The sequence below is a fragment of the Luteibacter sp. KNZ12-1A genome, from assembly GCF_056755675.1.
The window spans coordinates 1-14,570 of sequence record NZ_JBPGXU010000039.1 but is presented as its reverse complement, the minus strand read 5'-3'; the positions used below and the strand labels follow the sequence as shown (position 1 = coordinate 14,570).

General features: G+C 67.7%; 13 protein-coding genes. All 13 read right to left on the bottom strand.

What is annotated here, in order from left to right; translation table 11 throughout:
* Positions 1-117: 117 nt before the first annotated feature.
* Positions 118-2,628, bottom strand: coding sequence for an ATP-dependent helicase HrpB (hrpB, locus tag ACR9ZJ_RS10130; RefSeq protein ID WP_481287683.1), 2,511 nt, complete (start codon positions 2,626-2,628; stop codon positions 118-120).
* 45 nt (positions 2,629-2,673) lie between these two features.
* Positions 2,674-4,614 (bottom strand): type II secretion system secretin GspD, encoded by a 1,941-nt coding sequence (gspD, locus tag ACR9ZJ_RS10125; RefSeq protein ID WP_481281722.1) that lies wholly within the window; start codon positions 4,612-4,614, stop codon positions 2,674-2,676.
* A gap of 295 nt (positions 4,615-4,909) precedes the next feature.
* Positions 4,910-5,698: a hypothetical protein gene (locus ACR9ZJ_RS10120; protein WP_481287682.1), complete on the bottom strand. Its 789-nt coding sequence runs from the start codon at positions 5,696-5,698 to the stop codon at positions 4,910-4,912.
* Positions 5,695-6,297, bottom strand: coding sequence for a type II secretion system protein GspM (gspM, locus tag ACR9ZJ_RS10115; RefSeq protein WP_481287681.1), 603 nt, complete (start codon positions 6,295-6,297; stop codon positions 5,695-5,697). The genes ACR9ZJ_RS10120 and gspM overlap by 4 nt, the downstream gene beginning before the upstream one ends.
* Entirely contained in the window at positions 6,278-7,537 is a 1,260-nt protein-coding gene (locus tag ACR9ZJ_RS10110; RefSeq protein WP_481287680.1) for a PilN domain-containing protein, read from the bottom strand. The genes gspM and ACR9ZJ_RS10110 overlap by 20 nt, the downstream gene beginning before the upstream one ends.
* Positions 7,534-8,388: a type II secretion system minor pseudopilin gene (locus ACR9ZJ_RS10105; RefSeq protein ID WP_481281726.1), complete on the bottom strand. Its 855-nt coding sequence runs from the start codon at positions 8,386-8,388 to the stop codon at positions 7,534-7,536. The genes ACR9ZJ_RS10110 and ACR9ZJ_RS10105 overlap by 4 nt, the downstream gene beginning before the upstream one ends.
* Positions 8,385-9,050, bottom strand: coding sequence for a prepilin-type N-terminal cleavage/methylation domain-containing protein (locus ACR9ZJ_RS10100; protein ID WP_481287679.1), 666 nt, complete (start codon positions 9,048-9,050; stop codon positions 8,385-8,387). Before ACR9ZJ_RS10100 ends, ACR9ZJ_RS10105 begins: the two co-directional genes overlap by 4 nt.
* The gene (locus tag ACR9ZJ_RS10095) at positions 9,047-9,463 is read right to left on the bottom strand and encodes a prepilin-type N-terminal cleavage/methylation domain-containing protein (RefSeq protein ID WP_481281728.1); all 417 of its coding nucleotides are present in this window, start codon (positions 9,461-9,463) and stop codon (positions 9,047-9,049) included. Before ACR9ZJ_RS10095 ends, ACR9ZJ_RS10100 begins: the two co-directional genes overlap by 4 nt.
* The gene (locus ACR9ZJ_RS10090) at positions 9,460-9,900 is read right to left on the bottom strand and encodes a GspH/FimT family pseudopilin (protein WP_481281729.1); all 441 of its coding nucleotides are present in this window, start codon (positions 9,898-9,900) and stop codon (positions 9,460-9,462) included. Before ACR9ZJ_RS10090 ends, ACR9ZJ_RS10095 begins: the two co-directional genes overlap by 4 nt.
* 27 nt (positions 9,901-9,927) lie before the next feature.
* Entirely contained in the window at positions 9,928-10,353 is a 426-nt protein-coding gene (gspG, locus tag ACR9ZJ_RS10085; RefSeq protein WP_306851228.1) for a type II secretion system major pseudopilin GspG, read from the bottom strand.
* 25 nt (positions 10,354-10,378) lie between these two features.
* Positions 10,379-11,596, bottom strand: coding sequence for a type II secretion system inner membrane protein GspF (gene gspF / locus ACR9ZJ_RS10080; RefSeq protein ID WP_481287678.1), 1,218 nt, complete (start codon positions 11,594-11,596; stop codon positions 10,379-10,381).
* Between the two features lie 8 nt (positions 11,597-11,604).
* Positions 11,605-13,320 (bottom strand): type II secretion system ATPase GspE, encoded by a 1,716-nt coding sequence (gene gspE / locus ACR9ZJ_RS10075; RefSeq protein ID WP_481282730.1) that lies wholly within the window; start codon positions 13,318-13,320, stop codon positions 11,605-11,607.
* 207 nt (positions 13,321-13,527) lie between these two features.
* On the bottom strand, positions 13,528-14,570 hold a 1,043-nt coding region (locus ACR9ZJ_RS10070; protein WP_481287677.1), incomplete at its 5' end, for a YadA-like family protein.

Genomic DNA, 14,570 nt, shown 5'->3' with positions numbered 1-14,570 from the left:
CGCGCAGGTGGCCTCACATTCGAGCAAGACCGCTTGTCACATGCCATCAGGCAAGCCCTGGAGAGCTCCCATCCCGGGCAGCAAGGCGTGTCGGTCGTCACCGGCCTTTCGCGACGGTCATGTACCTCGCGGCTTGGCGCGATGGGTCGCCACCGCGGTCCACGGATCGTCGGGCCAGGGGTGTTTCGGATAGCGCCCCTTCAGTTCCTTCCTGACTTCCGGGTAGGTACGATTCCAGAACCCGGCGAGGTCCTGCGTGACCTGGATCGGGCGTCCCGCCGGCGATAACAGATGCAGCATCACCGACACGCGTCCGTCGCCCACCTGAGGCGTGTCGGACAGGCCGAACAATTCCTGCAACTTCACGGCGAGTACCGGCGGTGCACCCGGATCGTCATCGCGCGTGCCATACACGAGCCGGCGGCTCATGCCGCTGGGTACCTTGAGCTCTTCCGGCGCATGTGCGTCGAGGGCGCGGCGCTGCTCGTAGTCGAGCATCGATGACAAGGCTTCCGACAATTCGGCGGCCTGCACGGCTTCGATCCGCCGCTTCCCGCCGAGGTACGGTGAAAGCCAGGCATCGACCGTGCGCGTCAACGCGTCGTCGGATACGTCGGGCAAGCCCAGTTCCGGACGCCACGCACGCAATGCTCCGATCCGCGCGCGCAGGCGCAGGGCCTGCTCGCTCCACGGCAACGCAGCCACGCCGCGCGCCCGTATCGCTGCCAGCAGCGCAGGTAGCGCATCGGCACCCGTGACAGGAATGGCCTTGCGCGAAATCAGCAACGCGTCGAAACGACGTTCCTCGAAACCTTCGGCGATTTGCCGCGCGTCATCCCAGCGCAGGACGCGTTCGGTGACGAACCGGTCCGCATGGTCGCGTTCGAGCACGTCGGGGTCGAAAGGCGCGGCGGCGAAGACGAGACTGTCACGGGCATCCAGGCGCAGGTCCAGCACCACGAGCCAAGGTTCGCCATGCAAGGCACTCGCTTCGTGCAAGCGCGCGCCGCGGCCGTTGGCCAGCTGGTAGCGCATCGGCTGCGAGTCATCACGACGCGCGACCCGATCGGGATAGGCATGGACGAGCAGATCGCCAATCGCGTGCGCGTTGGGGACTCCGCTAGCGGCCGTGCGTGCGCCGAGCCGTCGGCGCCATCCGGAGGAAGCCTTCTCGATGGCCGCAAGCGCGCCCACGTCGGCGGAGCCGGCGCGCGCCGCGCGGGCACCGCCATCGCGCCAGAGATGCAGGGCGGCCAGGCGCTGGCGAAAATCGTCCGAGCGGCCGTACTCGCCTCGCAGGGGCGATCTCGCCTCGACGAGGGCCAGCAAGTCCGCGACCAATGCCCTGTGTTCGGGCGCCGCCCGCAACGCCGCGGCCGCCAGGCGTGGCGCCGCGCCCAGGACCAGCATCTCGCGGCCCAGGCCGGTGATGGTGGAGGCTTCGTCCAGCGCCCCGAGGCGGCGCAGCAGGTCACGCGCCTGGCCCATCGCGCCGGCCGGTGGCGCATCGAGCCATGGCAATTCATCGGTGCCCCAACCGGCTAGCTCGAGGGCGAGGCCGGAAAGTTCGGTATGTTCGATCTCCGCCGTCCGGGACGGGTCCAGGCGCTGGCTCTGCGGCCACAACCGGTACGCGACGCCCTCGGCGACACGGCCGGCGCGACCCGCGCGCTGGTCGGCGGAAGCCTGCGAGATGCTCACCGTTTCCAGGCGTGCAAAGCCGGAGGGCGGATCGAAGCGTGGTTCGCGTGCAAGGCCCGAATCGACGACCGCGCGAATCCCGGGCAAGGTCACGCTGGACTCGGCCACGTTGGTTGCAAGAACGACACGACGCGTACCCGCATCGGCCGGCGCCAACGCCAGTTGCTGTTCGGCCAGGGAAAGCTCTCCGTGAAGGGCGACGATCTCCGCGCCTTCGACCTGCCGCTCGAGCATCGCACGCGCGCGCTCGATCTCGCGGCGCCCGGGCAGGAAGGCGAGCACGTCGCCATCGACCTCCCGAAGCGCCTGCGACACGACGCGCGCCAGGTGCTGCTCCATCGTCTCCTGCGTGCGCACCGGCGGATACTCGATACGTACGGGGAAACTGCGCCCCGGGCTACTGAGTCTTGGCGCATCGAGCCATTGCGCGATGCGCTCGCCATCCAGCGTCGCCGACATCACCAACAGGCGCAAGTCCGGCCGCAGGCTCGCCTGCACGTCCAGCGCGAGCGCCGCACCGAGATCCCCCGCGAGATGACGTTCGTGGAACTCGTCGAAGACGACGGCACGGACGCCGTCCAGGGTTGGATCGTCCTGGATCATCCGGCCCAGGATGCCCTCGGTGACGACCTCGATGCGGGTGCGCGGGCCGACGCGGGACTCGAAACGGATACGGTAGCCCACCGTTTCGCCGACATCTTCACCGAGTTGCCTCGCCATGAACGACGCAGCCGCCCGGGCCGCGATCCGTCGCGGCTCGAGCATGACGATACGACCGCCGGCCAGCCATGGCGCATGCAGCAACGCCAACGGCACCTGGGTGGTCTTGCCGGCACCGGGCGGTGCCTCCAGTACGAGACGTGGCCGCTCCGCCAGCGAGGCCACGATCTCAGGGAGCAGCGGGGAGATGGGAAAGACAGGACTCATGTACCGGCTATGGTACGCAAGCCGGCGTCCCCGCGGCCACGTACCCTATCCTTCCGCCGTGTCTCCGGCCGCGATCGGCGCGACCTCCGCCGCTGCCTCGAAGGGCCGCAGCGAGCGGAACGCACGCCGGTAATCGTCCGACACCCGCTTGGCGTCCTCGCCACCGGTGATGACCTTCGGCGTGATCAGGACGATCAGCTCGGTACGCTCCCCGGTATCCATGTTCGTGCGGAACAACGCGCCGAGGAATGGAACGCGTGACAGGAAAGGCACGCCGCTGCGCGACCGGGTCTCGGATTCCTGGATCAGTCCACCCAGCAGGACGGTCTGCCCGCTTTGCACGGCTACCTGCGTGGTGAGCTTGCGTTTGATGATCGGCACGTTGTCGCCCAGACGGATTCCCGCACGGCTCACTTCCTGGGCGACGTCGAGGTAAACCAGGCCACCGGGATTGACGCGGGGGCGAACATCGAGGATGACACCGGTGTCCTTGTACTCGACCTGCCCCACCTGGCTATTGCCTCCCAGCGAGGTATTCACGTATGTCTGCGTCACCGGGATCTGATCGCCGACCTGTATGCGCGCCTTGCGGTTGTTCACCACGACCAGCGATGGCGCCGAAAGGATCTTCGCGTTGTCGTCCTGTTGCATCGCATGCAGGACGACCTGGAGATCCTTGTTGACGAACGAGTAGTAAAGCGTGTCCGGCCGTCCGTTCAAGCCAGGACCTCCGCCCAGTGCCCACCGCTGCTTGTTGCCTGGCTGGGCCACGCCACCGTTGCCGCCAGCCATGCCTTCCAGATACCACTGCACGCCGAAACGGAACTCGTCCCGCAGCGTAACCTCGAGGATGCGGGTCTCGATCTGCACCTGAAGCGGTATCGCATCGAGCCGCTCCAGCGCCTGGCGAATCTCCGACCATTGCGACGGACGCGCCCTCACCATCAACTGGTTGTTGGTATCGATAGCGGTCACCCGGATGCCCGATGCCCGGTCGCCACCCGTGGCCGCGGGCGGATGCGCCTGCGGTGGCTGGAAGAACGATGACTGCTCGGTCGAATGGACATCGCCACCGGCATTCCCCTCGCTCGCATTGGCATCGCCACCCTCCCCCAATGCCGATGGCGTGAGCCCGGGCGCCAGCGTGGGCGCGGGTTGGTCCGAAGCCGAGCCGCCGAAGACGTTCGCCACGTAGCGTGCGAGGTCGGATGCCAGCAGGTGGCGAACGTCGTACACGAACAGGCGGGGTTCGTTGCCACCGCCACGATCGATACGGGCGATCCATTCGCCCACCTGGTCGAGATGCGCCGCCTGCGTGGCGATCACGACGAGCGCGTTGGTTCGTTCGATGGGCATGAACCGGATCAACCCAGCGACGGGCGCACCGCTTTTCTCGCCGAACACCGAATCGAGCGCCGGCAGCAGTTCGCCCACCGATGCGTGCTCCAGGCCGAACACACCGACCGACATGCCGGCGACCCAATCGACGTCGAAGGTGTCGATCGTTTCGCCGTAATTGGCCAGTTCGTCGCGGGTCCCCGCGACGACGAGTACGTTGCGCGCGGCGTCGGCGAGGAGGATGGCGTCGGCGGCCGCGAAGGGCGCGAGCAACTTGGCCATGGCCGGTGCCGCCACATGGTGAAGGGGAAAGAGCCGCGCACTCAGGCCGGCTGCCGGCTTGGCGGCCTTGAGGCTCGGTACCAGGCGTCCGGCTACCGCCTGGTGCGCCGGCAGGACACTGTAGCGGCCGTGCTCACGCACCAGTGCGTTACCCGTCCACGCAAGCAATGTTTCCAGGATAGGCAATGCATCTTCCCGCGAGACGGGACGCGAGGTGGAGAAGGAAATGGTTCCCTGCACACCGGGAGCCACCGAATAATTCTCGGCGAGCAAGTCGCCGAGGATGGCCTTCACAACCGCTTCCACGGGCTGGTCCTCGAAATTCAACGTCACCGCGCCCTTGCCGGTCACCGCCGGACGGGGCACATCGGCCGCGCGGGGGCGTATGAAGCGACCGCTTCCGTGTTCGATTTCCCGGGCGACGGAAGAGTGTGTAGCGCGGGGAACATCCGATACCCCGCCTTCCTCCGGAGCCAGTGGAAGAGATGAAGGAACAGGCCGGTCCACTCCTTCCAGTGCGGCCCGTTCGATAGCTCCGGCCCCTTGTCGGGGCTTATGCGGGGCGCAGGCCGCCGTCAGCAAGGCCGAAAGCACGGCCAAGCCGATAATGCTGCGTTTCATGGTGTTGCTCCTCCTTCCCTGGGGGCGCGTCGAGCGCCCGCTACTGCGAATCCAATGATTGCTGGCGTTGTTGCTGCTGTTCCATGCGACGTTTTTGCACGGCTTGCTTCAAGGCCTCTATACGGGCCCGCTGAAGGGCGTCGTCATCCTGCCGGGGAGGTGCCTCACGAGCCGACGACGACGATGCCGGGTGGGGAAGCGCGGGGCCGGTCATGCCTTGCGCCGGCAATTGCTCGACGTGAACGCCATTGCCTGATGACGTGGGTTGTGCACGAGGTGGTTGTTGCGGCGAACCGGGCTGACCGGGCGGCGTGCCGGGAGGCCGTTGGCCGTTCTTCGTAAGAGGTTCCGGAGCGGCCACTTTCAGCGTCAACTCGCGGTGTTCACCGCCGTTGTCGAACACCGCGCTGCGCGGCGTGAGCGAGGCGAGGGTCCAGTGGCCGTCGGCGAGCGCGGTGCCTTCCTTCACCCGCACGGTGGAATCCTTGCCACGATCGCGAAGCAAGGCCATGCGTAGTTCGGGCGTCATGATGATGCCGGTCAACTCGAGGTCGCCGATGTTGCTCGACGAATCGTCGGTATCCGCCACGGCGACCGGCTTGCGGTCCGCCATGAACAAGGGCCGCTGCCAGACTTCGGCGAAACGTGCGAGCGGTGTGGGCGCCGGCATCTCCACCGGACGCGCGGCCGGCAATGGTTCGGCGGCCACCGGGTCGTCCCAATGCACCCCCCGTCCTACGCCGAATACAAGGGAAGCGAGCACCGCGGCGAGCGCCAACGTGGCGGTGGTGAGGACAGGTGTCAGCCTGCGTTGTCCCGCGGCGTTCACGAAGCCGCCTTCGCCGCGCGCGCGGCATGGATGTAACCGGATACGGTGAACTGCACCTCCATCGGTACGGCCGCGCCGGAGCGCGCGGCCACGGGATTGCGGTAGATGCTGAAGTCCTCGATGAAAAGGTACGGGGTTTCTTCCTCGATATCGTGCAACACGGCCGTCATCGGTTGCATCTGGCAACGAAGGCTGATGTTCACCGTCACTTTTCGGTAGGGATCGCCGGCTTTCTCCTGGCTGGGCACAGGCATCTTCTGGACGACATCACACGCGCCGTCTTCACGATGCGCGGCGGCGACGTCGACGATGCGCTGCATCAGGCCGGCGGCGGCGGCGTTGGTGTCGTCACCGGGCAGGAAGGCGTCGCTATGGGTCTGCCCCTGCTCCAGCGATGCCAGTCGCTTTTCGAGTTGAGGCCGTTCCGCGATAGCCGCCGCGTAGCGGCGCTGGGTATCGCGCAGGTCGTTCATTTCGTCGGCGACGGTCAACTGTGGTGCGACAAACCACCAGTGCACGAGGGCGAAGTAGCCGATCGCGATCGCCACCACGAGCAACAGGATGGCGGCGATGCGGGATTCAGCGGGCTTCATGCGCATCGGCGGTCTCCTTGCCCTGGACAGATGCCGGTTTCGCCGGCGTCGTGGATGCCTGCGCTGGCTTGGGGGCCGACGCGCTGGCGGCCGGCCCCGCCGCGATGGCCTTGGCCGGCACGGCGTCCGGCTTGGGCACGAGTGCCTTGGCCTGCATATAGAAACGTTCCTTGCCAGAGGTCGGGTCGGCCTGGATGGTGCCCTGGAAACTCGGGTCGCCGATCGTACGGGCACCTTTCAATGCGTCGATCAGGCGTGCCGCCTGGGGACTCTGGCCCTGGAACCCCAATTGGCCGCTGGCGTTGAGGGTGAAGCGCTCGAGCCAGGTGTCATCCGGCAGGCGGTGTGTCAGTTCTTCCAGCACGGGAAGGACCGCTGCGGTCTCCGTTTTCTTGCGTGCGAGGAACCCGGAGGCACCCGCACTCTCCGTGAGCCGTTGGCGCAGTGCCTTGACCCGCTGCGCGTCACCCTGCATCGCCTCCACATCGGCGCGCATGGTTTCGAGCGCCGCGTTCCTGTTGTGCAACCAGGCGGCCATGACGGCGAACAGCAGCAGCCCCATGACCGCGAGCAGGCCGGCGTTGAGTCGTCGGCGCCGGTCGACGCGACGCGGTGCACGTGTCGGCGGCAGCAGGTCGACGCCCGCAAGCGCATGCCCCTGCGCGACGTCGACCCGATCGGGGGCGACGCCCAGCGATGCGAGCTCGTCGAGCAGGGGGTCGAGCGTCGCCCGCGGCGTGGCGGCGAGTTCGGCGACGAAACGCCCTTCGGGACCGCCCCCACCGAGTTCACGTACGCCGTAATGGATGTCTTCCGCACGGAAGGGTGTCTGCCTGTCGAGATCGTAGCCCACGACCTGGCGCAGGTTGTCGCGCGCCGCGACAGGCAAGACGAGGCGGCGGCGCAATACCTGCGCGGTGGGCAGTACCAGGGCGATCCGGCGGTCCGCCGGGTCGGCCTCCGACAGGGCGCGCGCCAGCACGGCTATCCGGTGTTCCGCGTCGTCGATATCCGCGACTTCTGCCAGGACGGCCGACTCCCCCGAGCGGCGCAACCGCCATCCGTCAGTCTGGCGCTCGACCACATACCAGCGTTCGCCGCCGGCGAACGCCGCGCGCCAGCGCACCGGCACCAGGGCGGCGAGCTCACCGCCCCACCAGCGCAGGAAACCAGGCAGCGCGCTACCCCGCCAGGCACGGCGCAGGCGGTCGAGCTGAACCTGGGAGGCTTCCTGCAATGTGCTCATTCAACATCTCCTTCGCGCCAACGCAAAACAGCGTAGGGCTGGTTTCCGGATCTTATCCCACGCAAACGGACCGTCGATGTAAGGGAACTCCTGGTTCCGTCGTCAAGGATGGCCTCCGCACGTATCGTGTGCGTGACACCGTTGCCTCCCGCGACGGCCGCGCCGCTGCTCTGTCCACGGCTCGCCAGGATGGCGTCCGCCCCCGCGCTGCCCAGCCCGGGAATGGACGCCAGCGCCAACGGCTGCGCGTGTTCGGTATTGGGTCGCTCGCGTCCCGACCAGATCGTTAGCGCGGGCGCCACCATCGTCCACAGGCGCGCGTCCATGCCCAGGACCATGCGGGCCTCCTCCACCGTGGCGAACGGTCCGTTGCGCGGCCCATACGCGAGGCCCGCGGCCTCGTACTGCGGCTTCTTGGCGCCATTGGGCGATGCCGCGTCGCCGGGACGACGCCAGTCCTGGATGGCGGCGGACAGGCTCCCGGCCTTGTCGTCGGTCGCACCGGCGGCCTTGAACAGGCCCGTGAGGACATCGCCGGATGCGGCGTTGAGGTCGACCTTGCCATCCTCGTCGACGATCGTGATGTTGACGTTCGCATCGTCGAATGCGAATACGTAAGGCCGTCCGTCGGCCACCCAGCGAGACGCGGCATCGGGTGTCTGCAGTCCCTCGATCGCCCGCATGACGCCAGCCTCCGCGGCATAGTGCGCGCGCGTCTGCGCGAACTGGTAGCGCGCCTGCAAGCCCTCGGTGCGGGCGAGCGCGGCGAAACCACCGAGCATGATCGCCAGAAGCGTGCAGCCCCACAGGACGATGAGCAGGGCCACGCCACGGTCGCGACGCGCGATCACCGCAGCACCGATCCGCGCGTGCCGCGCATCATGCCGAATCCATTGCGCGAGGCGGAGGGATCGATCCTGATCGGAGCGACGAGCGTCGGAAAGGCCACGTTTCCCCCCACATCCAGCGCGATGCGCACCAGTGACGGCATGCGCCGCGTGTCGGTCCACGTGTCCTGCCAGTCGCCCGGCCGGTTCTGATCGTCCATGCCGCGATAGGCGAACGCGCCCTTGCCGATGCCGCGCAGGAGGACCTCGGGTTCACCGAGCGGTTGGGGATCGCCGCCGTCGGGGGGCAACAAGGCAAGCGCCACCTCCAGCCGATAACTCGAATGGCCGTCCTCCACCAGCGACACCGTCTGCAACTGCGGGCCCAGCTTCGACAGGTAACCCGGCATGGGGGCCACGAAACGCAACGAGTGATCGTCGCCGGTGAAGACGACCGGATCGCCGTCGTCGGTCTGCCCGAAAGGAATCACCAGCGCCTGCGCCAGTTCACTACGCAGGAACGACTGCGCCGAGCGGATCTCGTCCATGCGCTCGATGGCGTCGCCACCGCTGCGCACGATACGCGTCGCCGTGCTGATGCCGGAATACACGCCCAGCAACACGATCGTCAGCAAGGCCAGCGCCGCCAGCACTTCCATCAGGCTGAATCCGGACGCGCGTCTCATTGCGGAGTACCCCCGCCCGACCCGGCCAGGCGCAGCGTCGAGAAACGCGCGTGCCGTTCGTCGCCGCCCTGTCCCCAGATCACGTCGAGATCGAGTCGATACATCCCCGCCGCCGCGAATCCGTCCGCCGCCGGCTTCTCGTCGGGTGGCTGGTAGCGGCTGACATTCATGCGCCAGCGGTAGGTATCGTCGAAGCGGCCTTCACTGCCGCCTTCACGCACGGGTTCCATCACGAAGGCGCCGTCGAGCAGGCTGCGCGCGCGCAGCGCTGCCTGGGTGCGTTCGTTCGCCCGCGCGGTGAGGCTGAGCGAACTGCCGGCGACCTGCATGAGCGCCGCGAAGGCGATGGCGAGTACCGCGATGGCGGCGATCACTTCGAGCAGGCTGAAGCCTTGCTGGCGCGTGCGGGTCATCGCGTGTCCACCACGCTGACCGCACCGGTCAGCCAGCCGACATTGACATGCCACTCGCGCTGGCCACGCTTGAGGGTGATGCGTCCACCCGTGGAACTGCCGTCCGGAAAGAAACGGATGCGTCCGGTGCTGGCGTTGGCCTGGTCTTCGCGCGCACTGGTGATCGACACGCGCATATCCTTGGGCAGGCGCACATCCGGCTTGCCGGGTGCCTTATAGGTCGACGCGGAAGTATCGACTTCCAGCGCGAGGCTCTGGCCACGCACGATCGATTGCGCGCGGGTCCAGCGCAGTGCCGCCGCGAGTTCGCCGCTGGCGGCGTTGACCCGCGCACTGGCCAGTCCCTGGGTCACCGGGATCGAGACCGCCGCCGCGGCGACCCCGATCAGGAGAATCACGGCGAGCATCTCGAACAGCGTGAATCCGCGTGCGCGCATGGCCGTGACCCGTACCACCGCCGCCGGTTACTGCCAGTTGCCGACGTCGGCCGAGTAGCCGTCGCCGCCGGCCTTCCCGTCCTGTCCGTAGAACACGAGATCGAAACTGCCGTGCTCGCCCGGGTAGCGGTAGCCGAACGGATGGCCCCAGGGGTCCTTGAGATCGGAAGCCTTCGCGTACGGGCCCTGCCAGCTGCTCGCGTCGGCGGGCTTGGTGGTGAGATCGTCGAGCGAATGCGGTGGCGTGCCGTTGTCGAGCGCGTAGTTCTCGATCTTCTGGCTCAGCGTGGTGAGCTGGGCCTTGCCCGCGCCGTACTTGCCCTTGTCGACGTTCTTGCCGACCTGGGTCACCACGATGGCGCCGATGATGCCGATCAGGACGATCACGGCGAGCATTTCCAGCAGCGTGAAGCCGCGGGCGTGGCGGTGTCGGAGGGTACGGTTCGCGCGCATGGGAAAACTCCTTGGAACGGTTTGATCAGTTGATGTTGCTGGTAAGGCTGAGCAGGGGCAGCAGGATCGCCGCCATGATGAAGGCGACCATGACGGTCATCACGATGGTGAGGGTCGGCACGAGCGCGGCAAGCAAGCGGTCGATGGCGCGCTTGGCCTCCACGTCGAAGGTGTCGGCGACCTTGAGCAACATGGTATCCAGTGCGCCGGCTTCCTCGCCGACCTGGATCATCTGCAGGGCGAGCCGCGGGAAACGCTCCGTCTGGCTCAACGCGCTGCCGAGGCCGGCACCCCCTTTCACACGCTCGGCGGCCTGTTCGAGGGCCAGGTCGAGGGCACGGTTGGAGGTGACCTGGCGCGCGATCGCGAGGGACGAGAGCAGCGGCACGCCGTTTTTCAGCAACGTGCCCAGCGTGCGGGCGATGCGCGCGGTCTCGACCTTGAGCAGCAAGGGCCCCGCGACCCGCATCGTAAGCAGGCGGCCGTGGAAAGCCAGCTTCGTCTCCGCATCGCGCAGGCGCAGACGCAGGAACATGGCGAGCACCGCGAGGAACGCGCCAATGGCCCACCACCAGTCACTGATGACCGTGCCGATCGCCAGCACCACCTTGGTGATGAGCGGGATGGGCACCTGCATGTCGGCGAAGATCGGCACGAACTGCGGCACCACGTAGGCCAGCAACAGCACCAGGGAGCCGAGCACGCCGACCATCAGGAAGGCCGGATAGATCAACGCATTGATGATGCTGCCGCGCAAGGCCTGCGACCGCTCCAGGTAATCGGCGAGACGTCGCAGCGTTTCGTCCAGCGAACCACCGGCCTCGCCAGCGCGCACCAGGCTCACGTAAAGCCGGGGGAACACGCCGTTTTCCTCGTCGAGCGCCGTGGAAAGGGTGGTACCGCCGCGCACCCGGTCGCGGATGCGCTCCACCATGTTCTTCGCACGTTCGCCCTCGGGCAGGTCGAGCAGGATGCCGAGCGCGCGGTCCAACGGTTGCCCCGCACCGAGCAGCGTGGCGAGCTGGTGGGTGAACTGGGCGAGCTGGTCTCCGGTGAACGCGCCCTTGCGGAACATCGCGGCGATCCCGCCACCCGACGATTCGCCATCGGCCGGCGCGGCTTCGAGCGGCGTGTGTCCCTGGTCGTGCAAACGCGCGACCACGTCCTCGACGGACGAGGCTTCCATGCGGCCCGTCAGGGCCTCGCCGGCGGCGCTGATGGCTCGATAGCGGAACTGGCTCATGCGAAGGCCTACGATTCCTGCGTGACGCGCAGGACTTCCTCGATCGTCGTGATGCCGGCCACAGCCTTGGCCAGCCCGTCCTCGTACATGGTGCGCATCCCTTCGGCACGCGCCTGGCGCTCGATCTCTCCCGCGTCGGCGCGTTGCATCACGAGCCGGCGCAACGGATCGCTCATCACGAGGAATTCCATGATGGCGCGCCGGCCCCGGTAGCCGGTGGGATTGGTGGCGCTGGTGCCGGGTTTCCACAGGCGGATGGGGCGCTCGTCCGTGTACTTATGCAGTTCGAACTGCTCGATCACCTCGGGCAGCGCCTCGTAGGGAATCGCGGTCTCGGGGTCCAGGCGGCGCACCAGGCGCTGCGCGAGGATGCCATTGACGGTCGAACCGAGCAGGTAATCCTCCACGCCCATGTCGAGCAGGCGGGTGATGCCTCCCGACGCGCTGTTCGTGTGCAGCGTGGAGAGCACGAGGTGGCCGGTGAGCGCGGACTGTATCGCGATTCGGCAGGTTTCCAGGTCGCGCATTTCGCCGATCATGATGACGTCCGGGTCCTGGCGGACGATCGAGCGCAGGGCGCCGGTGAAGTCGAGCCCGATCTGCGGCTTGACCTGGATCTGGTTGATGCCCTCGATCTGGTATTCGACCGGGTCCTCGACCGTGATGATCTTCACGTCGGGCGTGTTGATCTGCGAAAGGGCCGTGTACAGCGTGGTCGTCTTGCCCGAGCCGGTGGGGCCGGTGACCAGGAGGATACCATGCGGCCGGTCGAGCACTTCGACGAAGCGGCCACGGAAGTGGTCGGTGAAGCCGAGCGAGGCGAAGTCGAACACCACCGATTCGCGGTCGAGGATACGCATCACCACCGATTCGCCGAAGCTGGTCGGCACGGTGGAGACGCGAAGGTCGAGTTCCTTGCCCTGCACACGCAGCTGGATGCGTCCATCCTGCGGCAGGCGGCGCTCGGCGATGTTGAGACGCGCCATGATCTTCACGCGCGAGATCACCGCCGCCGTGGAACTCGATGGCGGCGCCTCCACCTCATGCAAGACACCGTCGATGCGGTAGCGCACCTTGAGCCGGTTCTCAAACGGTTCGATGTGCACGTCCGACGCCCGCTGTTCCACCGCGCGTTGCAGGATCAGGTTGACCAGCCGGATCACCGGCGCCTCGGACGCGAGGTCGCGCAGGTGCTCGACATCGTCTTCCACGGCGGCGTTGCCGTCCAGGCTCTCGACGATGCTGCCCATCGCGGAGCGGCCCTGGCCGTAATAACGTTCGATGAGATCGTCGATCTCGGAGCGCAGGCCGACGCGCAGCGGGATGTCACGCCCGGTCGCCAGCCGCACGGCCTGCAGGGGATACGGATCGGCGGGATCGGCCACCAGCAGGACGACGCCGTCATCGCCGTCGCGGACGGGAACCACGTGGTATTGCTTGAGGAAACGGAGCGAGAGTTCCGTATCGGCGGGGGGCAGTTCCGGCGCGTCCTTCGCCGCGAGCAAGGGCAGGCCGAGCAGGTCGGTCCACGCATCGGCGAGATCGCGCTCGGAAACCAGGCCAAGCCGCGCCATCAGCGCCGTGAGCGTACCCTCCGGCGTTTCATCGTGCAGGCGGCGGGCCCGCGCAAGGTCGGCATCCTTGAGCCGGCCATGCGCGACGAGGTGCGCGCACACCTGGACTTCTCCCGGTTCCCCGGTAAGCATATCCCTATGCTCGGTCATCGCAGACATGCCATCTCCATCACGGTCCGTTGGTTACGTCGTCCGGCCGATCGTTCCTGACCGGACGGGCCGCTATTGGTAGCACATACCGTGCGTCGGCGGCGACCGCGATCGCTGCGTTTCGCGACTCGGCGTAACGAACGAAAGCCGGCGTTTCCACCGGCTTCAAGGACTTGGCGGCGCCTTGTGGGCGCCGCCCGGGTTGTTTTACCAGCCCACGCCTACACCAACACCGCCAGAGGTCTCACCGCCGCTCACGGCGGCACCGAAGGTGAGACTGGCGTTGGACGAGAGGCTGCGCGAGTAGCCGACCGACAGGGCGCCCTGACCCTTGTATCCGCCCACGCCCACGCCGAGCCGGTTGTCGCCGTTGACGCCCTGGGTGCTGAAGGCCATCTGTGACATCGCCGCGCCCATCGCGCCCACCTTGTTAAGGCGGTCGTTGAGGTTGCTGAAGCGGCGATCCACCGTGCGCTTGTACTCGTCGAACGCCCCGCCACTGACGACGTCGCCGAACTTCTGGTCGGTGTATGCCTTGGCGCTGCTCAGCGTCGCGGCATCGCCCTGGTCGGAGTAGGACTTCGCGGTGGCGACGGCCTGGTCGACCTGGCTCACGTTGGCCGCGTCGGTCGGCGCCGTCCCGGCGGCGACGTTGGTCACCCGCCGCTCCGCCCCCGCGCTTCCCACGGAGACGGTGTTGGGCTGGTCGGCCACGGAATTGGCGCCGAGCGCGACGCTGTTGGTCGCCGCCGCCGTGACCGTGGCGCCCGTCCCCACGGCGGTGCCATTGTCGGCGCCTACGCTGGCATTGGTGCCGACGGCCAGGTCGGTGGGGTCCTTCGCGTAGCTGCCGGCCCCGATGGCGGTGCCGTTACCCGTTCCGTCGACGACGGCGGCGGTGACCGGTACGGCCGCCGCCTGTACCGGGGCGGACGCGTCCTGCGCGACCATCGGGGCCGCGACAGCGGCACTGGCGACCGACGCGGACATCACGTTGTTGCGCCGCACCGGCGCCGTTCCCGGAAGGGTGCTCCCGCCGGAACCGGACTCCAGCTGGTTCACGCGGGTGTCCAGGGAGGACAGCGCGCCGTCGAGCGCACCCACCGCGTCGCCGACCGTGCTGTACGAGCCGCCCTGGACACGGTACACGGGGCCCACGAACCCCGTGGCACCCATCGTCGCCCCGCCCCCAAGGGCCATCGCCACCGCGTTGCCGGTGACATTGGAGGTGCCGGCGAACGCCCCGGACA